This window comes from Methylosoma difficile (assembly GCF_054657615.1).
The window spans coordinates 1-23,635 of sequence record NZ_BAAHYJ010000006.1 but is presented as its reverse complement, the minus strand read 5'-3'; the positions used below and the strand labels follow the sequence as shown (position 1 = coordinate 23,635).

Genomic DNA, 23,635 nt, shown 5'->3' with positions numbered 1-23,635 from the left:
GCTTATAACGTCATTAACACCAGCGGGTGGTCATGCAAATCCTGATAAATCGCGTCCAGTTGTTTTTTGCTGCTGGCTTCAATCATCACGGTTACCGATAAGAAATTACCGTCTTTGCTGGGGCGGGTTTTCACTTCATTTTCATTGATCGCCGAGGTATGGCGGCGGACGATTTCCAGAACTAGCAAATCGAATTCAATATCGGTTTTGCCCATCGCCTTGATGGGAAATTGGCAGGGGAATTCAAAAAAAGTTTCGTCAGTCATGGCGATGCTCACATCAAACTTTGTTTATAAGCTTGGTAGATGGCATTCATGGCGTGGAATACCGGGCCGGGTTTGCCGTCGCCAACGGCGTTGCCGTCCAATTCAACGACTGGGATGATTTCACGCGTGGAGCTGGTGACCCAAATTTCGCTAGCCGATTGCATGTCAGTTAAGCTGAAGCTTGTTTCGTGGCAGGCAATGCCGTTTTTAGCCGCCAACTCGACAATCACATCGCGGGTTATGCCGGGCAAAATCTGGTTGCTTTTGGGTGGGGTCAGCAATACGCCATCTATCACCACAAACACATTGCTGGCGGCACCTTCGGTGACGATACCGTCTTTGACCAACAAAGCTTCGGCAGCATCTTGGTCAACGGCGGCTTGGCGGTGCAAGATATTGCCTAGCAAGGTAATGGCTTTAATGTTGCACAATGCCCAGCGCTTGTCGTCCAAAGTGATGGCCTTAACGCCGGTATCGCGGCCTGCAAACGGCGCAATCGGCGAACCCATGGCAAATACGGTAGGCGGTACGTCTGCAGGGAAAGCATGGTCGCGTTTGGCGGCGGTGCCTCGAGTGATTTGCAGATAAATGTATTCATCGCCGACGCCGGATAGCAGTGGTTGTAAAATGGCTTGCCATTGTTCGCGGCTGTGCGGATTGGCAAGGCGGATGCCTGCCAAGCTGTTTTCTAGGCGTAGCAAGTGGTCTTGCAGATGGAACAATTTGCCGGAATAGGCGGGGATGACTTCATAAACGCCATCACCAAACAGGAAGCCACGATCCAGTACCGAGACTTTCGCTTCATTTAATGGCAAGTAGTCGCCATTAAGATAAACGGTTTTATTTTCCATCGTCTGATTTCTCCATCATCATTAAAGCGCTATCGTAGAGGCGGCGGAAGATATTGCCGCTTTCGATGCTTTCTAAAGCCACCAAATCTTTATCAAACAAAACTTTGCCGTTGAGTTCGATTTTAACCCTGCCAAATTTGTCGCCTGCTTTAATGGGGGCGGTAATTTTTTTGTCAACGGTCACAACCGCTTTCAAGCTTTTGTATTGGCGGCGGGGAATGATGACGTGCAGGTCTTCGGCTAAACCAAGATGCACTGTTTGGCTCGCCCCTTTCCAAACACGGGCTTCTTTAAGGGCTTTTTTGCCTTCATACAAGCGGTGCGATTCGTAGAAACGGTAGCCGTAATTGAGTAAAGTTTGGTTTTCGCTGGCGCGAGCATTGGCGCTTTTGGTACCTAAGACCACGGAAATCAAACGCATGTCTTCGCGCAAGGCTGATGCCACCAAGCAATAGCCCGCTTCGTCGGTAAAGCCGGTTTTGACGCCATCGACGGTTTCATCGCGACCCAATAACAAGTTACGGTTGTGCTGGGTAATTTTGTTGTAAGTGAACTCTTTTTGCGAAAACCAAGGGTAATGTTCCGGGAATTCGCTGATGAGGGCTGTGGTTAGCGTGGCCAGATCGCGGGCTGAAGTGTAGTGGTCGCTAATCGGCAAACCATCGGCATTCATAAAATGGGTGTTGGCCATACCCAAGCGCGCCGCCTGTTGGTTCATCATTTCGGCAAAGGTTTCTTCGCTACCGGCGACATGTTCTGCCAAGGCCACGCTGGCATCGTTGCCGGATTGGATAATCACGCCTTTCAGCAAGTCTTCAATTTTGACTTGACCGTTCACTTCCACAAACATGCGCGAGCCGGAAGTACCCCAGGCTTTTTGGCTGATGGTGGCGACGTCATCCAGTTTCAAATGGCCTGCCTTAATTTCGCGGAACACCACATATACGGTCATGATTTTGGTCAGACTGGCAGGTGCAAGGCGCGCGTCGGCATTGTTTTCGGCAAGGATTTTGCCGGTGTGGAAGTCTTTTAGGATGTAAGCGGAAGCTTGCAGGGCGGGTGCTGCGGGAACAAGCGCGTCAGCGTCTGCCAGCACTTCGGCAGGTTCTTGGGCGAATAGGCTAGGGGTTTGAAAACAAAGAAATAAAATCAGCGTAAAACGTATGAAAAGTGTCATTGCTCTTAATGATGGAGTCGCTAAAACAGGCCATCATTGTACCATGCTGTACTGTGTTTGTTTGGTTTCGGTGACAAATTGGGTGTCGGTGATGCCGATGGCTGCCAGTTGATCGTTAAGGTCGTCAACATCGCTGAGCGAATCTAATGGGCCGATTTGTACTTTGTAGCGTTTATGGGCGCGGCTATGGCTTAGGCGGATTTCTGGTTTGGGCAAATTATGCGCAGTGACTTCATCATGCAAGGCTTCGGCTTTGCGTTTGCTGCTAAAGTTGCCAATTTCCAGATAAAGGCCGCTATCGGGTTGGTTTGCCGCTTGTTGCAGCAGGGCTTGTTCGGTGCTGACCGCTTGAATTTCCACTTTGCCTACGCCGTCGCCGTGCATGTCCAGTTGTTTCGCGGCTGCATAAGACAAGTCGATCACGCGGTTGCCAACATAGGGGCCGCGGTCATTGATGCGGACGATGACGCTGCGTTGGTTTTCCAGATTGGTGACTTTGACGTACGAGTGCAGCGGTAAGGTTTTGTGGGCGGCGGTCATGGCGTACATGTCGAAGATTTCGCCATTGGCAGTGCGTCTGCCGTGGAATCTAGGCCCATACCAAGAGGCCAAGCCAGTCTTTAAATAGCGGATGACACTGGGGAAAAAGGTTTCATCCGCTGGATTGCTTGCGCCGGTTTGCCAGTCATCGTTTGCAGATAAGGGGTTGGCGTCGTTGAAGTGCAGTGCCTGTGTGGCGTCGGTGTGTTCTAAGGGCGGGATGTTGAGTGGGGCTAAGCTGGAAAGATCGGCGTTTTTAGTCGGCTCTACCGAGCAACTGCTCAGCAGGATGATAAATGTTACCGTAAATAATTTTCTCATGGGTACGCCCCTTTTTTTCCAAAATTGCTTGGCTCAACTGGTAAACCGCCAAGGCGTATAAAGGGCTGTGGTTGTAGCGGGTGATGACATAAAAGTTGTCAAAAGCCGCCCAAAGCGCTTCGCCATCAGCAAGTTCAAAGGCCAGCAGCGTCAGTTTGCTGTCAGCCGGAACCGGTTGCGAAATTTTCAAGTCAAGCGATTCTAAGTCAGCCAGTCTTAAATGCGGCTTAAGGTCTTTGGTAAGGGCATTTTTATATTGTGTTGATTTATTTGGATTGCTGACCGGCACAGCCACGGTTTGCTCGCGCTGCCAGTGGTGTTCGGCGAAATAATGGGCGACGCTGGCGATGCTATCGGCAGGATTTTTCCAGATGTCGCGGCGGCGGTCTTGGTCAAAATCCACTGAGAAATGTCGGTAGCTGCTCGGCATAAATTGCGGCATACCCATTGCGCCTGCATATGAACCGGTTGGCTGCAACGGATCAAGCTGTTCGTCACGGCATAACAGCAGAAAATTCTCCAGCTCGCCGGTAAAAAACGGGCTGCGCGGCGGATAGGCAAATGCCAGGGTAGACAGCGCATCAATCACGCGATATTTGCCGGTATGCTGCCCGTAGCTGGTTTCCACGCCCAAAATGGCAACGATGATTTCCGGCGGCACGCCGGTTTGCTGCTCAACGGCGGCGAGCGTTGCTGCGTTGGCTTGCCAAAATTGCACACCACCGTCGATGCGTTTGTCGGTCATAAAAATGGCGCGGTATTTGTGCCACGGCATGGCTTCTGACGGTTTGGCGATTTTTTTTAAGATGTCGTCTTTGATTTCCACTTGGGCAAAAACAGCTTGCAAATCATCTTCCTTAAATTGGTGTTGGCTGACCATTTTGTCGATAAAGCCAGTTTGCTGTTTTTGTAAATCAGACGCACAGCCCGCCAACAACAAAAGAGTTAAATAAAGGAAATTTTTCATCAGCGCGACAGCCGTTTTTTATGGGTGTGGATGGACATCAAAATGCCGAAACCCGCCAGCAAAGTGACAATTGACGTGCCGCCATAGCTTATCAGCGGCAAAGGTACGCCCACCACTGGCAAAACGCCGATCACCATGCCGATATTGACGAACACATAAACAAAAAAGGTAAATGCCAAGCTGCTGCCCAGCAAGCGGCAATAGGTGTCTTGGGCTTCGCTGGCGATGTGCAGGCAGCGGGCGATAATCAGCAGATACAAAATCAGCAAACCCACACAGCCGAACAAACCGAATTCCTCGGCAAACACGGCAAAAATAAAATCGGTGGAGCTTTCCGGCAAAAAATCCAACTCCGATTGCGTACTGCCCAACCAACCTTTACCGTAAATGCCGCCCGAACCAATGGCGATTTTCGATTGGATAATATGGTAGCCGCGCCCTAAAGGATCAGCTTCGGGGTTTAAAAAGGTCAACACCCTATCGCGTTGGTAGCCGTGCATAAAATGCCAAATGATGGGCGTTAGCGCGCCGATGCCCGCACAAATCGCGGCAATAAAAACCCACGACAAGCCCGCAAAAAACAACACACCCGCGCCGGAACTTGCCACCAAAATAGCCGTACCCAAGTCCGGTTGCTTAGCTATCAACAGAGTAGGGGCAAGGATAATCACGCTGGCAATCAGCAACTGTTTCGGCCTAGGCGGCAAATGGTGTTCGGACAAATACCACGCCACCATCATCGGCGTGGTCAGCTTCAGCATTTCCGACGGCTGGAAGCGGAACACCACCAAATCCAACCACCGCTGCGCGCCTTTGCCAATCTCGCCCATCACCAACACCGCCACCAGCAACACCAAACCAAAGCCGAACAAAATGGTGGAATAACGCTTAAATTGGTTCGGGCTGACGTGCGCCAACGCCGTCATCAACGTAAACGCCAAACCTACCCGCGCCGCCTGCCGGTACAACACCCCCATATCCTGCCCGCCAGAACTGTACAAAATCACAAAGCTCAGCAAAGCCGTCAGCACCAAGCCGAGGAATAAGGGGATGTCGATATGCAATCGGCGTAAAAGGTTGCCGATTAAAGAAGGCGGTTCAAAATGCTCGCGGCGGGTTTCGGTTTTCATGGGTGGGTTTGCATACTTTGATGTGATTCTTTCGAAGTTGTAGCTATTGCGATTAGAAAAAGATTTGTGATGGATCACGTTCTAAAATATCTACGAAATGCTTGGTCGTTCCTGCATAGCCTTGGCTTATGTCTACAGGCTGAGGGTTGAAATTAATTCTAGGCCGTAATTGTTCCGCAAAGCACTTCTCGTATCTGGTTTGCATTTCAAATGAGGCTTCATTATTGCGCCATAGTATGGGATCAAAAACAAATAGCTTATGGAGGTTTTGGTTTGGCCCTAACGCAGCTTTAAGAAAAAATTGCATATAGATGTCAGTTTTAGGGAGGCTATAACCCACAAAAACGACATTTTTAGCATTACGAAGGCTGTTTAACGCCGCTCGCCAAGATTCATCGCCTGCTCCGTTTGAATGTTTGTTTGAGACAGGTGGGAGTAGGTAAGGGTTTTCTATAATCTGAGTAAGTGAAGGTTGTACGGTTTCTAATTGCATTTGATTTTGAGGAAAATTTAACGATCCGTGTAGTTTTAACAATTCAATGGTTGCAAATTTGGTTTCATCTTGTTTTTGTATTCTTTCCAAAGCAGTTCCATTAAACGTATTCCCTGAGCTGTGAAAATCCACATAGTTAATTTGAAAGTATTCTGGCTCAAAATATTGATATTTATAATCTATTGCTAAGTTTTTAAAAGGTAATTTATTGTTTCTGGTATTGCCGACACCATGTCCGTATTGATTGTTGACTAATACTTCGAAAATAGAACGCTCTAAGACGAGGTCATAATTAAACGTAATGATAGTTGGCAAGGAATTATCATTGTTGAACCATGCAAATAAGGCCTTCCAAAAACGATTATATAATTCATTTCCGGTAGAAATCGGAATTGATCCATTGTGTGGACAATAACCAGGATGTTTAACATTACACGCCAATTCAATAGTTTCAGAAATGGCCTTAGTAAATATCCCGAATTTATCTTCGTCAGTTTTATCACCGCCAAGAACATTAAAAGCCAACATGGAAAGAATATCTTCAATATTTCTGTCATCAAAAGATACCCGACCATGATACCCATCAAGCTCACTGCGGACTTTTAATGCTTTTGACAAAATGTCCAATATTTTAGGGTCGGCTTGGCCTCGAATCGAATATTCCCACATCCGCTCTATAAATCCGCTCAGTAGTGGTATTCCCGCATCATAAGAAAACCCAGCACCCAAAACGATTACATTATTATTCATAAGCTTAAGTTGTAAAGTGATTGCCAAATAGGGCTAAGACGGTTTTTAACAGAAATTATCTTCATCGGCGGATAGCTTGGCTTACTCATATTGCGTCCACATCATCATGATTTTTATCGCTTATTCCTGTTGCAAAACCTCATAAACCAACCGATGTTGTTTATTGATACGTCTGGAAATTGCGCCTTTCAATTCACCTTTTAAAAACTCAAATTCAGGTGGGTAAGTGTAAGGGTCTTGTGATATTAAATCCAAAAGCAGTTCTGCTTTGGCTTTCAGGTTGGAGGCTTTTAATAATTATGCGTCTTTTTGGGCACGCTTGGTGTAATACAGTTTGTAGATTACCATTCCAATTGGTCAGAACGTTCACTCAGCGGGGTATTTAAGCCATCTATAATGGCTTGTTTGTTATCAGCATTTTTTGACAAATACTCGGTATCGGTTTCTGCGTTGATTTTACCTTTAAGGAATAACACAAAATCGAACACTTCTTTTTGTGAATTTAAGGGAAGGCCATTGATTTCTTCATTAATTTTTTCTTGCAAGCTGTTCATAAATGTTTCCCTGCTGCAATTCTAAATTGATTAGTTTTTCAAAGTAATGCTGGGGTATTTTGAATACCCCAGCATCACCTTGTAATTTTCTGGCAGTTATTTCCTAACCAAAATTTCCCCACGCCCCATCTCAGACATATCCCCCGCATAACGTTGCACGCGGTTAAACGCCGCCGCGCTGTCGGCAAACTTGGAGTTTAAGGATGCAAATGCCTTAAACAGCATCGGCAAAAACGCCAAGGTATGTGTGCCGCAGTCGTTAAAGCTAGCGGATAAGGTCGGTGCGTTCCACAGTAACAAAGTGCCACGGCGCATGGCGTAACCTAAGAAACGTCCTGTTTGGCCCATGACGGCTATTGTTCCGGCGGTCATGCGTGAGCCGCAGTAATCGCCTGCATTGCCTTCGATTAAAATCGTGCCACGGCGTAAATGATCGCCGACGCGTTCGCCCGCGTTGCCTTTGATTAAAATTAGGCCGCCTTTCATCCCCATTTTGTTACCAGGCAGTGCGCCACCTAAAAAGTTGCCACAGTCGCCTGCGATTTCCAGATAGCCTTTTTTCATTTCACAACCCGCGTACAAACCTGCGTTGCCGGAGACTTTAATCCCACCCGATTTCATGCCGATTGCCAGATACGCGCCCACGTCGCCTTCAACAGTTATCGTACCGTTTTCCAATTCTTTGCCGATAAAATCCAATTTCTCGAAGCTGTTTTTGATGACGATGTTTTGTGCGTCTGAGCCGGAAACGTCAAACAGCGAATCGACGCGCAACTTGGCTTTGCCGCTTTGCAATTCAATGGCGGCGATGTCGGCAGGGGATTTGTCTTGCAGAAGTTGGCAGACCAGCGGCGACATGTCCACGCGCTGGGCGGGGCGGGTTTTTAAAGTGAATGTCAATGCGCTCATGCCATGATCTCCTGTAAGTGAAAGTGGAACGGCCCCAGTTTGCCGCCGTAGTTGCCCGCGCTGATGCGTTTGATGCCATTCGCCGCGCCCAAATCGCACACCGCTTGGATACCAACGCGCATGGCTTTGTCGATGTCTTCTTTGGTCAAACCGTCGATCACGATTTCCATCACCGATTCAATTTCCGGTGACAAATCGGTTTTGGTCGCACCTTTTAAAGTTGGGCAGAAAGCGTCGTTAGTGGATGCGCCCAAGGTTTTGTATTTGGAGCCGACTTTAGAACCCGAACGTACTACGCCGCCAGGGAAGGGCATGATGACATTGGGGATTTTTTTCATTTCTTCGATAGCTGCTTCGCAAGCGGCAAGGGCTTGCGGTTGCGATTCTGCCAATACCAAGAAATTACCGCCGCCGACCGCGCTGACTTGTCCGGTGGTGGCTTCGGTCAAAAATTCGCCGTCCATGACAGGAACGCGCCAGTAGCGTTTCCCGCCAATGACTTTGGCAATTTGGAAACCGTCACCGAAATAACGTAGATTTTTGCCCAGCGGGATTTTGGTGTCGCTTTCGATACCAGCGAATAAAGCCGAAGTCGGCGAGGTGAGTACGCATTGCCCTGCACGGGTTTCCAGTTGCTTCGCCAAACCTTTTCCACCCATTGCGAAAATCATCACCGCCACGCCGGGACGACCATCTGGGGTTTCTTCGGGAGTTAAGATACGTTCAATACCCGCTTCACAGCCACAGGCGATCACCGACGTGGCAAAGCCCGTCATGGCTTGGGCGGCGATCATCGCCCATTTTTCATTCTGCGCCGTGATAATGGCGCGTGTCGCCTTCATCGGAAAAGCTTCCGCAAAGGTTGCGTCGATGGTTACACCGTTAATAATCATAGGGGGTTGCTCGTTGTTAATGTGTTTTTATTTTTGAGAAGAGATTTGTTTCATCGGTATAACTGCAAGCCGTTAATCCTTTCAAAGTGCTTAAGATTACCCGTTGCGATTGTTAACCGATGATGCAGGGCAGTCGCTCCGATAAAAAGGTCTTCAGCTTCAATTAATGTGCCTTTTTGTTTCAAATCTTTATAAATTTCTGCGGCTTGCTCTGCACAAGCCGCGTCAAAGGAAAGCATTTCCATGTTGGCAAACATCGTTTTCCAGTAACGGTCTTCATCCAGATTATCGCCCCGCAATAACTCATAGACCGTAATGCTTGAAACAGCGAAGCCATAACCTTGTGCTGCCAGTTGGTAAAGCAATGTCCGGTCTTTTTCTGCTTTTTTCGCACGTTTATGGGCTATCAGCACATTGGTGTCTAGGCAAATTAAATCCATTGCTTAAGATGTTCCCTTTTTTCTGCAATGGCTTGATATTCTTCGTCAGTCATTTCTGGGCTATCAAGCAAAAACTTTTGGAAGTCGCTTACATCAGCTTGAGTACCGCTAGTATCCGATGGCTCAGTCCGATTGGCTGCTTGTTTTTGTTCTAAAAACAAAACAAAGTCAAAAACTTCCGCTTGGTGGGCTGGAGATAAAGTTTTCGCGTGTTGTTGGATTATTTCATCTAAACGCATGGTTTTAATAATAATTGTTAAATAAAGTTTATTCCTTGCTGGGCAAGGTTTCTGTTAACGTTGCCACTAGCAAAGGTGTTGAAACACCAATGTGAACAGCTAAAAGCAAGCTGGCAGGGTTATATAAAATGGCAAAAACGCCACCAGCACAAGCGAGTAACAAACGGAAAAACCAGAAGCCAATTTTTTTATAACGCATTGGCAAACGAGTTGATGATTCGTAGTAACGTACAATTTTAAGAACTTCAACTAACATACTTCCGAGAAAACCACATAAGAACAATTGAGCTTCTATGGGCAACATTACTTTAACTCATTGATAAGGTATTCCCTTATCTTTGACCAATTGCTACGTTTACTATCTATAAGTTCGTAAAGATTTTTTAGATCCTTATCACCACTGTTAATGTCGACTTTAATGGCTTGGAGATCTCTTATGGAATCCGGCAAATTATTAGGGTTAGTATTGTTAAGAATGACAGGGAATATACGCTTCCCTTTTTCTAGTGCCATTTTCAATTCATATTGACAATAATTACTTTCATTAAAAGAGGGTGTTATCAATGCAATAATAGAATTTGATTGTTCCAGTGCTTTGTCGATTAAGCTCTTAAGTGGCTGTCCTACAGTCATTTCCTTTTGATCTATCCATACGCTAAGCCCCATTTTTTCTAGGGTGTTAGCAATTTTCAAAGCAGATTCGTTATCAGAACGGCTATGGGATATAAAAATATCTGCACTCATAATTTCATTTCATCACAAAAATGCGTTTGTAATCACGTTATAGAATGCCGAAGCGTATTCAATAGACTGCATTCAGGTCTGCCATCAAGAATTTTATGCTATCAAAACCTAACCCGCCGCCTTGTTCCAATTCGTGCATAGCCTGCATCGTTTCTGCATTGGGAATCGCAAACGGTAATCGGTGTTCCGTTGCTATATTTTCCAGTAACATGCATACGACATCGGCTACCGAAAGCCCCATTGTCGCTAAGGTTTCGGTGGCTTCTATTTGTACGGATTCGTCAATTTGAAACGTTATGGTTGCCATAAGAACCTCTAGTTATTTAATGGCTGCACCGTAATACTCCCCCGCCCATCCTCAGTAATCTCATCATCACTAATCTTAAAGTTACCCAGTTTCATAGTCAGGTAACGGTCAAAATACTCTTTCAAACCTTTTTCCACAGACGGATCAAAATCCGGTTGCACTACATGGGTTGTACCCCATTTGACGTGGACGACTTTGCCATCAACAACCACTAACTCGCCATCTTTGAACACATAATCCGGTTTTTCGAACATTTGTTCGCGGTTGGGGTTGTCGGTGTAGACGGTGATGTCTGCCCAGTTGCCTGCGCTAAGGCCGCCACGGTCTTTCAGGCCGATTAACTTGGCTGCACCTGCGCGGGTCATGATGGCGATTTCGTTGAGCGTGTATTCGCGGTCAATCGACGCCAAGGTAGTCATTTTTTGCGCTTCAGGATGCAGCCTTGATAGCACTTCGTTGCGGAAACTTCTATCCATCAGCAAGCGGATCAAATGCGGATAGCTGGTGAACGGTGCGCCGTTGGGGTGGTCGGTGGTCAGGAAAATCCGCCACGGATCATCGACCAGCAGGAAGGTTTCCAAACCTATCGCCCATTGCAAGGCGTTGACGAAGTTTTGATCTTTGTACTTGAACGGCACCACACCGCAACCGGAGTCGCATTCGATGTCCATCGTCACCCATTTATTGGGGCTGGCGTGTTTGTGGTTGGCGTGTTGGCGCATACTGTCGCCGGACGCTGTCACGGTTTGCCCGAACAGGATTTGCCCGACATCGATGGTAATGTTTTTGTTTTTGTTGACCGCTTCGGCAATCTGCGCCGCGCCGGAGGAGAATTTGAAATCACCTTCGGTGCCGTAGCTATGGAATTGGATGTGCGTCAAGTGCATGGGCAAGCCGCCGATGCCTTGGATGGTGTCCAGCGTGGTTTGCACGTTGCCGGGTACGCCTAAATTACAGCCGTGAACGTGCAGCGGGTGTTTTACGCCTAATTCTTTAACGGCAGTTGCCAGCACTTGCAAAATATCGCGCGGCGTTACGCCGTAATGGGCGTTTTGTTCGTCCAAATCCAATTTGCGTTGGTTGAATTTAAAAGCATTGATGCCGCCGGGATTAACGACTTTTACGCCGATGGCTTTGGCGGCATTCATCGTCCAAGCGACATAATCGTTAATGGCTTTTTGGTCTTTTTTGGCGGTGAGCATCCGCAGCAAATAGTCATCGCTGCCGAGCATGACGTAACCGCCTTTGTCCAAAATTGGAATGTCGCCCATTTCCATGTGCGCTTGGCGGGCATTGATCGGCAAAACCGCAGGTTCAAAACCTGCGGTGTAGCCCATTTCTGCATAACGGTAGCCTGTCACAAATGAACTGGGCATGGCATGACCACAACCGGAGCGGCAGATATGGGTGCTGGCGACGGGGTCTTGGCGATGATCTTCCGGCAACATGGTGCGGGCGATGTTGCCTTTGCCGCCACCGATGTGGGTGTGCATGTCGATAGCGCCAGACATCACCACTTTGCCTCTTAAATCGTATTCTTTATCCGGTTTGGCTTCCGTTGGCGGATTGATGATGCGCCCGTCTTGGATGTAAATGTCTTGTTGTTGTCCGGCAATGCCAGCGGCGGGGTCGTAAATGGTGCCGCCTGTGAGTTTGATTAACATGGGGTTTCCTTAGAAAATAAAATCAATGCTTAAGGTAAATCGAACTGCGATGACCAATATCGACGACCAAAACCGTCAATACATCATCTTGAATTCTCGTTAAAATTCGATAGTCACCAACGCGGTACTTCCATAAGCCTTTATAGATGGGATCTTGCAAAACCTCGCCGAGTTCTCTTGGATTTTCAAGTACCAGCAAGCGTTCGTGCAAAAACTTAAGTATTCGCTTGGCCTGCTGCTTGTCCAATTGTCTCAATTGTTTTAATGCAGGTATTGAGAACTCAATAGTCCAGGTCATATTCTTTCATAACTTCCGCCAACGGAACGGTTTTAATGGTTCCCGCGTCGATTCCTGCCAACACTTGTTTTGCCCTTTGCAGGGCTTCCGTTTCGCTTTGGTATTCTTTCAGCACATCGGTTAAAAAATCATTGATCGATTGACCGCTTTGTTCCGCTAAATGATGAATGGATAACTCTAACTCAGGTGATAGGCTTAGCATGTTTACTCCAAATTACATGATTGTCATTTGCATGGCGCAACGGTTGTAGGCTTTGTTGCCAATGCGCTGGTTTAAGATTCCTTCTAAGATCATTTAATCATCCGCCCAAGTATCAAATATCTCATTCACACTCATTGCCAATTCTGGAAATAGATACGGCACGGCAATATCGTCGTTGGTGTACATTTTCTGCAATTCATATTTTTGTTGTCCGTTTAATACGAATTGATGAATGGTTTGATGTTCGGGGAACACCAGCCAATATTCAATTACACCGCTTTCTTGGTACAGCTCATATTTGGTGTGGATTTCCCGTTTGGAATTCCCTTTAGAGAGAATTTCAATGATCCAATCGGGCGCACCGTTGCAGCCTTGTATATCGAGTTTTTCTTCCGGTTGGCACACAACGCAAATGTCCGGCTGGACAACGGTGTGTATCTCTTCGTTTTTTAAGATCGACTTTTTGCGGTCATAAAGACGGACATCAAATGGTGCAGCATAAACGCGGCATTTTTTGTGTTTAAAGTAGGGCAATAAACAACCAAGTAAATTGCTGGAAATATCCTGATGCCTGACATTTGGCGCAGGCGACATCACCATAATCTTACCTTTGATTAACTCCACCGCTTCCTTTAACTGCCATGTCAAATAATCGGCATAGCTGTAGCTTTGGGTTAAATCCAGCTGGTCGAGGTGGATGATCTTAGGCATGGCTTTCTCTGTTTTAAAACACGGCTAATCAATTCCGCCCAAAATTAAGCGGCGATTTGTTCATAAGAAAATGCCGGAATATCCGCGTGTTCTTTCGCATGTTCGATAGTGATGCCGCATATATTGCCGAGGGTATCCACATCAATGGTGGTGTTGTCGTCATAATCTCTGGTTTCGGCTACTTCGCTGCTTTTAAGCTCGATATATAAGGTGTCTGTATCTTCAAAGTATTTGATTTTCATAGTTTAAACGACCTGTCAAAAAAAGCGTTGTGGATGGTTTCGCCATCAGCTAGCAAAATAACGCGCAGATACTTGCCGCCTGCTTCTTCAATCATTGCCCAACGGCGAATGCGTCCGTCTTCTTGGATCACTTCTTTGATGGGGTTTTCAATCACTCGTTTAATCCATTCAATATCAATTGCCGAACGGTGTGGTCGCTGGCTCATGGCGTGGAAGTATTGGGTGAATTTCATCAATTTGAGTTAAGTTTGTTGGGTTACGCTATCGCTAACCTAAGTTACTAACCTAATAAACCTATCATTGGATATTTAAGTACTTAATAGGATTTGCATTACCCTTAACAAAATAGTGAGCAACAGACTCTCCAATATACTTAATTACGCATAGTCTCTGATGCTACCTGACCATTAAATTCCCACCGATCCTTCCATTCACTTTTTATTACAATTCGTGTTTCGTAGGAATTGGTTACTGCTGGATTCCATTTCTGAATTTTGTAAATTTCTTGTACTACGTTATTGGCAATACAAAAAGCATATTCAGCTTTTTCTCGATTTTCGCCAACTTTCCAGACCCCTCTTGTTATTTCGTAAATTTCTTGATCCGACATTCCTTTCCTAAATAGCTGTGCTACGCGAATAAGAATCGCTGGTTCAAAAATATTTATTTCTGCCATGATAATAAAACTCGAAGGGTCTAAGTGAATGCTAGGTGTTCACGAGTATAAGGTTGAATCGTAATTCATTCCTTAACCCAACCTACATTGAGTTTCTATAGCATTCAAAACATCCGCCGTACTAGGCAACCCAGAATCCCGCAATTTTTTCAAACGAATCGCCACTACGCTGTCCATGCGGTAAGTATGTCCGGCATGGTCGATACCGGGTGTGCCGACGGGGATGAAAACATCGGGTTCTTTCTCAAACACCATGCCGGAGCGTCCGACGACAATGGTTGGCAAGTCGGTCATAGGTGGAATGGAAGCGGTGTTATAGGCTTGTACCCAAACCAGCGCGTCCGCTTCGCCGTTTTTCACTAATTCGCGTGTATCGTTCAGGAACGGGTCGTATTCGGGATAGCCACGGCTAAAGCTGGTGCGTGCCGGATAGCCTGTTGTCCAACCACAAACTTGGCTGGCGGTTAGGTCGCCTTCTTTGCCTGTTAACGGTAAGCCGGAGCAGCGCGTATTCATGTCATTTAAGTCTTTAATCATTTCTGACAGGGTTTGTACGGTTAGATCGGCTTGGCGGTAGTCCAGTTGGCCTGCTGACCAAGTGACGACACCGTATTTTGCCGCTTTCAATTGGTCGGCAATGGTTTGTAATTCGCTGACGGCAATGCCCACCACGCTTTCGGCGCGGATCGGGTGTTTTTTCACTAAAGCGCGTAACACGGCGATCACTTCCGGCAAGTCGGCGGTGGCGCATTCTAAGACTTTAGCTTTATTGCCGTTTGGCGAAGTCGATGCGTTACCGGATGGGGCTTGACCGAGATAGATCACTTGGCGTTGGCTGCTGTCATCTAAGAACATCGCATCTGTCCACAGGTACCGCTCGAAAAAACGCGGCGCGAAGGATTCTAAATCCTTACCGACAATCAACAACACATCGCAACGGTTTTTGACTTCCGCCAGCGTGGTATTCATCCAACCGGAATCTTGCAAGACTAAGTAGTTATTACGTGAACGGGAAAAATTCATTTGATCGACCACCGCACCAACGCGGTCTGCCAAGGCCAGCAAGCCGCGCATACCGTTTACGTCCGTGGAGCAACCGCCAATCACTGGCAGTTTGGTGTCTTTTAATAGTTCGGCGGCTTTGGCGACTGCGGTTTCTAGGTTGACTTCCTTGCCATTCACGCGTGGGCTGGTGTCGGTGATGGGCTGTTCAAACAATGGTGTGTTGACCGCGCAGCCATTGGCGATCACTTTCACGGTGTTGCCGTCTATCTGAATGCTCAAGTCATCGGTGCCGATGCCGCAAAAAGGACTGGGTACTTCGGTTATTTCAGTCATGAACTGTCCTGTTGAATTGAATGATGTCTGAAACGCTGGCATGCAAGCGTGTTGATGCGCGTATTCTAGCCTGAAATCTTGGGGCTGTCTTGATAAGCAGGCGGCTACTTTGATGGCGGGGGCTTAAGTTTTGCAGGCAAAATGCTTAGTCTTTTTGCCAACCTTGAATTTTCCGGTAAATGGTCGAAGGACTGACGCCTAGCAAGGCGGCAGCTTGCGGAATGTTGTTGTCGCAACTGCGGATGGCTTCTTCGATGGCGTTTTTTTCAACTTGCCACAGCGGGATGATGGGTTTTTCGCCTGCGGTGATCGGGTTGCTGGAAGCGGCTAACGGTATTGCTTTGTTTGGGGTTATGTTGGCTTTCATGCTGGCAGGCAACATGTCCGTTTGTAGGCACTTACCATTATTCAGGACGACGATATTGCGCATCACATTTTGCAATTCGCGGACATTGCCAGGCCAAGGGTATTCGGTGAACAAGGCTTCGCATTCGGGTGACAAATCAACAAAGTCTTTATGCTCTTCTGCGCTGTAGGCGGCGAGGAATTGTTTGGCAATCAGCAGCACGTCGTCGGCGCGTTCGCGCAAGGGCGGCAGGTGAATGGGGATGACGTGCAGGCGGTAGTACAAATCTTCGCGGAAGCGTCCGGCGTTCACCTCGTCCATCGGGTTGCGGTTAGTGGCGCAGATAAAGCGCAAATCTACGTTGTCAGTGACGGAACTGCCGACTTTTTGGATTTTCCCCGTTTGGATAAAGCGCAGCAATTTGGATTGCAGATCGATGTCCATTTCGCAAATTTCGTCCAAAAACAAAGTGCCGCCATCCGCTTGCGATGCAGCGCCTTTGCGTTCGTTTAGCGCGCCGGTGAATGCGCCTTTTACGTGTCCGAAAATTTCGCTTTCCATTAAATCGCGCGGGATTGCCGCGCAATTTAAGGCGATGAAGGGTTTATTGCTACGCGGGCTTTGTTGGTGGATGGCTTCGGCGCAAACTTCTTTGCCGCTGCCGCTTTCGCCGGTGATGAATACGGTGGCTTTGCTGGGCGCGGCGCTGTCGATGATGCGGTAAACCGACTGCATGGCTAAGGATGATCCGATAAAACCGTGATAACCGGTACGGAAATCTTGCCTTAGCTGGTCAATTTCGTCGTGCATGATACGGCTGTCCAGGGCATTGCGTACCGTGACCAGCAGACGTTTGCCGGTAAAGGGTTTTTCGATAAAGTCGAAAGCGCCGTAACGCATGGCATCGACGGCAATGTCGACACTGCCGTAGGCGGTAATAATGACCACCGTACAGGGTAGTTTTTGTTCGTGGATATATTGCAGGATGTCCATGCCGGACATATCGGGCAGGTTAAGGTCAAGCAAAACGACTTCCGGTAATTCTGCTTTGATGAAAGCCAAGGCTTTGCCGCCTTCTGAAATGTGGTGCAGCTGTATCTTTTCGTGGCGTAAATAATCCTGATAGAGCAGGCTTAAGGTAGAGCTGTCTTCAATTAACAGGACAGTGGGCAAAGATATGTTCATAAATTATCAACTGTTATGGATGATTGATTGCGCTGGCAGAGTGTTCATTTATGGGTTAATCCGTTTGGCACTGCTTATAACTTTACGCTGTATTAGGTGATGGTCAACTAAATGGCGGACTTAAGGTTTCCGAGCAATGTAATTTTGCAGTTCGTCCTTCACGACCAACCAATTTTCTTTAACGGCTTTTGCTTGGGCAAAGGCGTGTTCAATTTCAGAGTGTTTACATAACAAATTGATATGCTCGGTCAGCTCGCCGAGTTTAATGGCGCCAAACGTGGCAGATTCGCTTTTGAAGGCATGGATTTCCGAGGACAATTTGGCAAAGTCGTGTTGGTCAATGGCTTGTTCGATGACTTCGCTGCGCGCCGCACCTTGTTCTAAAAAGATGTTCAGCAATTGCGGAAAAATGGCTTCCGACGTTTCGGCTTTTAATTGCTGCAGTACGGAATAATCGATGACATCTTCATCTAATCCCAATTGCATAACGGCCTCCGGGGTGTTTCGATCTGGGTTTTCCGGATTGATTTGCAAGTATTTGGTGATTTCTTCTTGCAGGACAATCATATTTAAAGGTTTGGTCAAAAAGCTGTTCATGCCAATTTGAAGGCATAGTTTCTTTTTGTCTTCAAATGCGCTGGCGGTTAAGGCAATGATGGGCGTATGTTGGTTGGGGCCAGGATTTTGGCGGATTTGTTCGGCGGCTTCCAAGCCACCCATGACGGGCATGGACAAGTCCATCAGAATCATGTCGTAAGCTTGCTTTTGGCTGGTTTCAACCGCGATGGCGCCGTTGCTGGCAATATCTATCGTGTGGTTGGCTTTTTCAAGCATGGCCCTAATGACGAATTGGTTCGCTAAGCTGTCTTCAACTAACAGTATACGATGACCTGTTTTCGGGCTGTCGTCTGTGGGGGGGCTTACGCTAACGTCTGTAGGCGGATTTTTTTGCCCGTTTTGCAAAGCGTCGACGCAGTTTTTGATTAAAGCGTTAAGTTGGTTAAATTGGATGGGCTTGACCAATTGTTTGTCGAAATATTCTAGCCAGGCTTCGTGGTTTGGTCGGTGACCGACATCGGTGATGAGGACTTTTACAATATTAAGCTTTTGGCTGGCTTTTATGGATTGGATTTCCTTCATGGAAAAATAAGGTAGCTGGTGTTCGTCTACAAAGACTAAACATAATGAGTCGAAGTGTTCAACTTCATCAAACGATTGGATCAGTTGCACATTGCTGCACACGGCCTGCAACTGTTTATATAAGGCGACGATGCTTTTTTTCTGGCTGTGGATGACAAAACAGTTTGCGCTGTTGAAGCTTTTAGGTGTGCTGACGCGTTTGTCCAAGGGGTCAAACGAAAACCAAAAGGTGCTGCCTTGGCCTTCTTGGCTATCAACGCCGATTTCGCCGCCGAACATGGAAATCAAGCGGCTGGCGATGGCAAGACCCAGGCCGGTGCCGCCGTATTTGCGGGTAGTGCTTAAATCGGCTTGGCTAAATTCTTCAAAAATCAGCTTTTTTACGGAAGGGGAAATACCGATTCCTGTGTCGGTGACTGAAAACAGTAGGTGATAATCGCCTTTGGCATTAATGGTGCCGCCGAGCTTGATTTCCACGTAGCCTGCTTCGGTAAACTTAATGGCGTTCGATACCAAGTTAAGTAAAATTTGCCGCAACCTTGCCAAATCAATCAGGGCGCGTTCGGGGATGGGGTAGTCAATGCTGGCAAATAAGTCGATTTGTTTTTCGGTGGCTTTAGGCCCCATGATGGTTAACACCGAGTCGATAATGCTCAACAAGTCGGTTTCTTGCAGCTCCAACTCGATTTTGCCCGCCTCAATTTTAGAAAAATCTAAAATGTTGTTGACCACCTCTTGTAAGGATTGCCCTGCCTGATGTGCTATTTTTAAGTATTCGGCCTGTTCGTTGCTGACTTGTGTGGTGGATAACAAGTCGTTGACCCCCATCATGGCATTGAGTGGTGTGCGTATCTCATGGCTCATAGCCGCCAGAAACTGGGATTTGGCCCTATTGGCGCGTTCAGCTTCGATGCGGGCGTTTTCGATGGCAATTTTGGCTTTGTTGCGCTCGGTAATGTCGCTGATAAAAGCGGTAAACCAAACGCTGTTGTTGATATTAATGGGCGCAACCACCAGTTCAACCGGAAATTCTGCGCCGCTGGCGTGCATGGCGTTAATTTCTATGCGTTTCCTGAGAATGTTGTCGATGCCCGCATGCAAGTAGTTATGCATGCCAATTAAGTGCATGGCGCGATATTGCGGCGGGATAATCAGATCAGCCATTGGCTTTAAGAAAATGTCGCTTTTTTTATAGCCAAACAAGGCTTCGGCGTTTTTGTTAAATTCGTAAATCAGCCCTTCTTGGTTGATGGTGACGATAGCGTCGAGGCTTGATTCAAGCATGGCCTGCTTTAAGGCCTCGCTGTCCTTCAGTGCCTGTTCGGATTGCAGGCGGTGGCTGATGTTTTCAAAAATGATAAAAACACCGGTCAGTTCATTGTTTTCTATGATGGGCGTGCTGACGTATCGGACCGGTACTGGTAAGCCATCTTTACGCCAAAAAGTGTCGTGTTTGATATGCTTTTTACCATCGACAAAGGTGTCGTAGAGATCGCAATAGTGGGTTTCGTGATTATCTTCGTCATTATTGGGGCAGTATACACAGCGCTGATTGGCATCGGCTATTTGGCAGTTTTGCCTTTGGATAAGGCAATGTAGGCTTTGACCCAAACTGTCTTGATTTTCCCATCCAGTTATTTCGCACGCGGCGGTGTTCATAAACAAGGACTTGGCGTTTTTGTCCAAGACACAAACGCCCGTTCCTGCGGAGTTTAAGATCAGGTCAGCCCTGCTTTTTTGACGTTGGTGTTCGCTTTCTAAGGCTGCCAACGTGCTGCTGAAGTGTTTGTTAGCACGCTGTGTTTGCCAAAACAATAGGCTTGCGCTGATAAGCAGTATTGCTAACCAAGCGCCAGCGGCAAACCGGAGTGGATGTTCTGGTTTCGATAAATCCGCAAGTATGCTTGGCGACAAACCGCCATAGCTGATGTATAGGTATCCCAAACCAATGGCCATAAAGGCCATTAGCAATACCAAAAGGAGTTGCCATTGGATTGGGTTTACTGAAACGGAGTTTTTATTCAAGTTTAACGGCTGCTTAAGTGGACTTATCTAAAATAATATCTCACTTAAGATTAGCAGTTAATCGTCATGCTTGATAGGTTAAATTCGCACACACTGGTTTTAGTTTAGCCTCCAACTTGTTTGTTTTACGCTGTCATTTTTTTGGTAAAGGTGGTGTTTTCTATAGGAATAATAGCGCCGCTATCAACTCTGATAATGCTGTGACCGGTGACAATGGCGTTGTTGATGTTCAACAACGGGCCGATGTAGACACAAGTCATGATGATGCTGTTTCTTATTTCGGCACAGCGGTCGACGTAACTACCCTGGCATAAAATTACCTGCCCATGCAAATGGGCGGACTTGTGTACCCTGACGCAGTCACCAACATAGGCTTGGCTTTGTTGCAGGCTGGCTTCATCAATCTGGCTGTGCCAACCTTTTATGACATTTTGGCTGCTTTGCTGCGGATCAATTTCCAGGTGGGTGTAACGTTTTGCCAGTAATGCCATTGAGCTGGCATGGTATGCCGTCGGCGAGCTGATGATGCCGGTTTGTCCGCAGGTCAGTTCCATGCGATGCCATGTAAAGGCTTGCAACATGGCTTGGCAATAATCGATGCTGCTCATGGTTACTGTCATTTGTGGCAAATTGTCGGCTGTACCAATGTTGTTTTGTTGATAAAACAGCACGGGTTGGCCATCGGCAAATAAGGCGATGTTGTTGTGTTGGCTATGCCGCAATTGGATGGCGATTTCTGCAAAATCCACGTCATAAAGCACATCATCCCTAAGCCATAATGTTTCTTCAATGTCATCCATTTCAATACGGGTGATACTTTCAATGCGGGTGTGCCAGTCCAAATAAGCAATTAATGCTTGATTGAGCGCTTTTACGTTGCAACTGCTGCCAAGGGCAAACAAGCTTGGTCTGACGCTGGATTGCAAACTATGGATGGTATACGCCAGCAATGGCCTGTTAACCATGCATAGCGTGCCAACACAACCGTCGCCTGTTAATAAAGACAGTTTGGGGTTATTGACTGTGCCGGTTATAAAAATTGTTTTCATGGTATTTTCCCCAGATCCTACTTTTAAATTAATAAGTTTCTTTATTGAAAACCATTGCCGCTACCGTTACGTACAGGGGCAGTATTTTTCAGTAATACTTTGTAATTGTTGAAATTTCATATTCCTCTTTACTTGTTTTTTTTAAAAGGAATGAATTGAGGCGTTTCAGGTATTCCCAGTGCCCGTCATCGCGCTTAAGCGTTGCTTGTAGGTCAAGAAATGAGCCGCCACTTTTTGTGGAAAATTGAATTTTGACGCCTTGATGGGAGCGAGTGCTTGAGGGTTTTTTACAGCCAAAATATCCATGCTCTGTTCTGAACAAAACATGGAAGCTGTTTTCTGCCGTATGTTGGAAGGGCGGGCCGCATGGTCTTGCTTATTGGTGATGGAATGGCTATCGGACAGATTCTTCATGGGCATCTCCTGGCAGTTTGGTAAAAATGGATTTACCTTGCTTTTAGCAATGCCTATGCCAATCAGTAAAATGTTATATTTATTAGTAGGTTACTTTGTTTTTTCTGGTGAATTTATATAACAGGGAAGGTTTTTTTCGAGAGTGATTTGCAAACGGCATGGGGAGTTATTGCAAATTGCATTTTTTGCTTGGCTTGATGCTGTTTTAATACAGGGTTAGCTCGCAGGTTAAAAGATTGTCCGTCCCAGCGGTAGAAAGTCGTTTATGAGAAAAATATTTTTAAGCTAAATAAATATTTTAAAACGGTTATTGCATTTTTTTGGATACACTGAATTTCTTTTCGATGTTAATTCGTTTGGTAAAACCAAGACTTATGCTAAAGTCCGCATCGTCATGTAACTAATTAAATACCCTTATGATCTAAGCAGTTGCAGACAAAAATACAATAATAACTACAAAAGGTATAAACCATGAATGTACTAAAATGCGCTGCCATAGCAACCACAATGGCATTTTCTTTAGGTTCAGTGCCTGCAAGTGCCGACATCTGTTTAGGTATGGCGTGCATGTATAACCGCATGACACCCATACAAGGTATTGACGCGACGCTAGGGGAAATCAACCAAGCCTTGGAAGCCATCAAGCTTAGAAACAGCGGCGGTGCCGCCGATGAGGGTAAAGCCGGTGACGAAGTCATCATTGGCAATATCAAAGAAGCTTTAAAGCTCACCAAAGAAATCAACGCCAATGACAAGCTAGACCGCAACCGCAACCGCGCCAACGGCTATCTGAAAAAAGCCCGTGAAGCGGTACAAGCGGGCGATTTGCCCAAAGCCACGGAAGATTTAAAAGAAGCGGAAAGACGTTTTGCTGAATTGAAAGGCATGATCGAACTGACCCAAGAAGATCGGGTATCGCAACAAACCAATTTGCTCAACCGCATGATGGGTACGCCCGATGCGGCGGCTGGCGCACGTAAATAACCGTTAGCAGCGCGAACCCAATCTGGATTGGCTGGCTTTAAGGTCAGATATTTCAGGTTGGGTTTGGGCGGAATGGTCGGTTGCCTATTTTATTGAGCACACTACAAATCCTCCTAAACACTCGCCTTTCAACCGTAAGGAAAATAGACCATGAGTCATAACCCCGTCGTTTGGTTTGAAATTTACGTGCAAGATATGCAACGCGCCAAAGCGTTTTACGAAGCGGTACTGGCAATAAAACTTGAACAAATGCCCGCCCCAACTGAAGAAATGACGATGGAAATGTGGAGTTTCCCTAGCGATAAGGACACCGCAAAGACATCGTATGGCGCATGCGGCATGTTAGTGAAAATGGACGGCTTCCCTTCCGGTGGCGGCGGTACACTGGTTTATTTTGCTTGCGAAGACTGCGCCGTGGAAGCAGGCCGTGTTGCCGAACAAGGTGGCAGTGTCATCAGGGAAAAAATGTCCATAGGCGAACACGGTTTTATAGCCCTTGCCCTCGATACCGAAGGCAATATGATTGGCTTTCATTCGATGTGATGTTTAGAAAATATTTCGTAGGTTGGGATGAGGTACGAACCCCAACACATCGGGTACATCAATCGTTGGGGTTCCCCAACCTACGGGCTGAAAGGCTTGGTGTCCTGCTGGAACGGGTTTGCACCAACAGTTAAGCGCATAAGGCGACCCATTCCGTATCGTTTTTAAGTATCTATAGCGATAGTGAAACGGTAGGAACGGGGTTTCAAATTCCGTCCCACTCACTCAGTACGACTT

30 protein-coding genes are annotated in these 23,635 nt (G+C 46.7%); 2 read left to right on the top strand and 28 right to left on the bottom strand.

Translation table 11 applies throughout. From position 1 onward, the window contains the following. Positions 1-2: 2 nt before the first annotated feature. The 28 genes from ACYQ1O_RS15005 to ACYQ1O_RS14870 all read right to left on the bottom strand — a co-directional run bounded on the left by ACYQ1O_RS15005 (position 3) and on the right by ACYQ1O_RS14870 (position 21,871). Positions 3-266 (bottom strand): YbeD family protein, encoded by a 264-nt coding sequence (locus ACYQ1O_RS15005; protein ID WP_459992892.1) that lies wholly within the window; start codon positions 264-266, stop codon positions 3-5. Positions 267-274: 8 nt separating this feature from the next. Further along, entirely contained in the window at positions 275-1,117 is an 843-nt protein-coding gene (locus tag ACYQ1O_RS15000) for a D-amino acid aminotransferase (protein WP_459992891.1), read from the bottom strand. Then, complete coding sequence (locus ACYQ1O_RS14995; RefSeq protein WP_459992890.1) at positions 1,107-2,294, bottom strand: D-alanyl-D-alanine carboxypeptidase family protein; 1,188 nt, start codon at positions 2,292-2,294, stop codon at positions 1,107-1,109. The genes ACYQ1O_RS15000 and ACYQ1O_RS14995 overlap by 11 nt, the downstream gene beginning before the upstream one ends. Before the next feature lie 33 nt (positions 2,295-2,327). Then, positions 2,328-3,155 (bottom strand): septal ring lytic transglycosylase RlpA family protein, encoded by an 828-nt coding sequence (locus tag ACYQ1O_RS14990; protein WP_459992888.1) that lies wholly within the window; start codon positions 3,153-3,155, stop codon positions 2,328-2,330. Beyond that, on the bottom strand, positions 3,091-4,122 hold the full coding sequence (gene mltB / locus ACYQ1O_RS14985) for a lytic murein transglycosylase B (RefSeq protein ID WP_459992886.1): 1,032 nt from the start codon (positions 4,120-4,122) through the stop codon (positions 3,091-3,093). Before mltB ends, ACYQ1O_RS14990 begins: the two co-directional genes overlap by 65 nt. After that, positions 4,122-5,252 (bottom strand): rod shape-determining protein RodA, encoded by a 1,131-nt coding sequence (gene rodA, locus ACYQ1O_RS14980; protein ID WP_459992884.1) that lies wholly within the window; start codon positions 5,250-5,252, stop codon positions 4,122-4,124. The genes mltB and rodA overlap by 1 nt, the downstream gene beginning before the upstream one ends. 52 nt (positions 5,253-5,304) lie before the next feature. Continuing rightward, a complete protein-coding gene (locus ACYQ1O_RS14975) occupies positions 5,305-6,495 on the bottom strand; it encodes a hypothetical protein (RefSeq protein ID WP_459992883.1) in 1,191 nt (396 codons plus the stop codon). A 120-nt stretch (positions 6,496-6,615) separates the two neighbouring features. After that, positions 6,616-6,774: a Txe/YoeB family addiction module toxin gene (locus ACYQ1O_RS14970; protein WP_459993201.1), complete on the bottom strand. Its 159-nt coding sequence runs from the start codon at positions 6,772-6,774 to the stop codon at positions 6,616-6,618. Positions 6,775-6,836: 62 nt separating this feature from the next. Further along, on the bottom strand, positions 6,837-7,049 hold the full coding sequence (locus ACYQ1O_RS14965) for a hypothetical protein (RefSeq protein WP_459992880.1): 213 nt from the start codon (positions 7,047-7,049) through the stop codon (positions 6,837-6,839). Between the two features lie 96 nt (positions 7,050-7,145). Further along, positions 7,146-7,958 carry a formylmethanofuran dehydrogenase subunit C gene (locus ACYQ1O_RS14960; protein ID WP_459992878.1) on the bottom strand — a complete coding sequence of 271 codons (813 nt, stop codon included), beginning with the start codon at positions 7,956-7,958 and terminating at the stop codon, positions 7,146-7,148. Continuing rightward, positions 7,955-8,851: a formylmethanofuran--tetrahydromethanopterin N-formyltransferase gene (gene fhcD, locus ACYQ1O_RS14955; protein WP_459992876.1), complete on the bottom strand. Its 897-nt coding sequence runs from the start codon at positions 8,849-8,851 to the stop codon at positions 7,955-7,957. Before fhcD ends, ACYQ1O_RS14960 begins: the two co-directional genes overlap by 4 nt. 50 nt (positions 8,852-8,901) lie before the next feature. After that, on the bottom strand, positions 8,902-9,291 hold the full coding sequence (locus ACYQ1O_RS14950) for a type II toxin-antitoxin system VapC family toxin (RefSeq protein WP_459992875.1): 390 nt from the start codon (positions 9,289-9,291) through the stop codon (positions 8,902-8,904). Next, positions 9,282-9,530, bottom strand: a complete 249-nt coding sequence (locus tag ACYQ1O_RS14945; RefSeq protein WP_459992874.1) for a DUF2281 domain-containing protein — start codon at positions 9,528-9,530, stop codon at positions 9,282-9,284. Before ACYQ1O_RS14945 ends, ACYQ1O_RS14950 begins: the two co-directional genes overlap by 10 nt. Positions 9,531-9,558: 28 nt before the next feature. Beyond that, positions 9,559-9,834, bottom strand: a complete 276-nt coding sequence (locus ACYQ1O_RS14940; protein ID WP_459992873.1) for a hypothetical protein — start codon at positions 9,832-9,834, stop codon at positions 9,559-9,561. Next, positions 9,834-10,274: a toll/interleukin-1 receptor domain-containing protein gene (locus tag ACYQ1O_RS14935; RefSeq protein WP_459992872.1), complete on the bottom strand. Its 441-nt coding sequence runs from the start codon at positions 10,272-10,274 to the stop codon at positions 9,834-9,836. Before ACYQ1O_RS14935 ends, ACYQ1O_RS14940 begins: the two co-directional genes overlap by 1 nt. Positions 10,275-10,332: 58 nt before the next feature. Further along, positions 10,333-10,581 carry a type II toxin-antitoxin system RelB/DinJ family antitoxin gene (locus tag ACYQ1O_RS14930; protein ID WP_459992871.1) on the bottom strand — a complete coding sequence of 83 codons (249 nt, stop codon included), beginning with the start codon at positions 10,579-10,581 and terminating at the stop codon, positions 10,333-10,335. An 8-nt stretch (positions 10,582-10,589) separates the two neighbouring features. After that, complete coding sequence (locus tag ACYQ1O_RS14925) at positions 10,590-12,245, bottom strand: formylmethanofuran dehydrogenase subunit A (protein WP_459992870.1); 1,656 nt, start codon at positions 12,243-12,245, stop codon at positions 10,590-10,592. Positions 12,246-12,267: 22 nt separating this feature from the next. Beyond that, a complete protein-coding gene (locus tag ACYQ1O_RS14920; protein ID WP_459992869.1) occupies positions 12,268-12,543 on the bottom strand; it encodes a type II toxin-antitoxin system RelE family toxin in 276 nt (91 codons plus the stop codon). Next, positions 12,527-12,745, bottom strand: coding sequence for a hypothetical protein (locus tag ACYQ1O_RS14915; RefSeq protein WP_459992867.1), 219 nt, complete (start codon positions 12,743-12,745; stop codon positions 12,527-12,529). Before ACYQ1O_RS14915 ends, ACYQ1O_RS14920 begins: the two co-directional genes overlap by 17 nt. Before the next feature lie 93 nt (positions 12,746-12,838). Beyond that, the gene (locus ACYQ1O_RS14910) at positions 12,839-13,456 is read right to left on the bottom strand and encodes a Uma2 family endonuclease (protein ID WP_459992866.1); all 618 of its coding nucleotides are present in this window, start codon (positions 13,454-13,456) and stop codon (positions 12,839-12,841) included. A gap of 44 nt (positions 13,457-13,500) precedes the next feature. After that, positions 13,501-13,698, bottom strand: coding sequence for a DUF2283 domain-containing protein (locus ACYQ1O_RS14905; RefSeq protein ID WP_459992864.1), 198 nt, complete (start codon positions 13,696-13,698; stop codon positions 13,501-13,503). After that, positions 13,695-13,931 carry a hypothetical protein gene (locus ACYQ1O_RS14900; protein ID WP_459992863.1) on the bottom strand — a complete coding sequence of 79 codons (237 nt, stop codon included), beginning with the start codon at positions 13,929-13,931 and terminating at the stop codon, positions 13,695-13,697. Before ACYQ1O_RS14900 ends, ACYQ1O_RS14905 begins: the two co-directional genes overlap by 4 nt. Positions 13,932-14,071: 140 nt before the next feature. After that, positions 14,072-14,374, bottom strand: a complete 303-nt coding sequence (locus tag ACYQ1O_RS14895; protein ID WP_459992861.1) for a hypothetical protein — start codon at positions 14,372-14,374, stop codon at positions 14,072-14,074. Positions 14,375-14,446: 72 nt separating this feature from the next. Further along, positions 14,447-15,712 carry a formylmethanofuran dehydrogenase subunit B gene (locus ACYQ1O_RS14890; RefSeq protein ID WP_459992860.1) on the bottom strand — a complete coding sequence of 422 codons (1,266 nt, stop codon included), beginning with the start codon at positions 15,710-15,712 and terminating at the stop codon, positions 14,447-14,449. A 145-nt stretch (positions 15,713-15,857) separates the two neighbouring features. Then, a complete protein-coding gene (locus ACYQ1O_RS14885; RefSeq protein WP_459992858.1) occupies positions 15,858-17,243 on the bottom strand; it encodes a sigma-54-dependent transcriptional regulator in 1,386 nt (461 codons plus the stop codon). Positions 17,244-17,363: 120 nt separating this feature from the next. Next, a complete protein-coding gene (locus tag ACYQ1O_RS14880; RefSeq protein WP_459992857.1) occupies positions 17,364-20,348 on the bottom strand; it encodes a PAS domain S-box protein in 2,985 nt (994 codons plus the stop codon). 185 nt (positions 20,349-20,533) lie between these two features. Further along, on the bottom strand, positions 20,534-21,457 hold the full coding sequence (locus ACYQ1O_RS14875) for a hypothetical protein (protein WP_459992855.1): 924 nt from the start codon (positions 21,455-21,457) through the stop codon (positions 20,534-20,536). 165 nt (positions 21,458-21,622) lie between these two features. Beyond that, complete coding sequence (locus ACYQ1O_RS14870) at positions 21,623-21,871, bottom strand: hypothetical protein (RefSeq protein WP_459992854.1); 249 nt, start codon at positions 21,869-21,871, stop codon at positions 21,623-21,625. A 471-nt stretch (positions 21,872-22,342) separates the two neighbouring features. Here ACYQ1O_RS14870 and ACYQ1O_RS14865 point away from each other — a divergent pair, with 471 nt between their 5' ends. Beyond that, the gene (locus ACYQ1O_RS14865) at positions 22,343-22,855 is read left to right on the top strand and encodes a hypothetical protein (protein ID WP_459992852.1); all 513 of its coding nucleotides are present in this window, start codon (positions 22,343-22,345) and stop codon (positions 22,853-22,855) included. A gap of 150 nt (positions 22,856-23,005) precedes the next feature. Next, the gene (locus ACYQ1O_RS14860; protein ID WP_459992851.1) at positions 23,006-23,398 is read left to right on the top strand and encodes a VOC family protein; all 393 of its coding nucleotides are present in this window, start codon (positions 23,006-23,008) and stop codon (positions 23,396-23,398) included. Positions 23,399-23,635 lie beyond the last annotated feature (237 nt).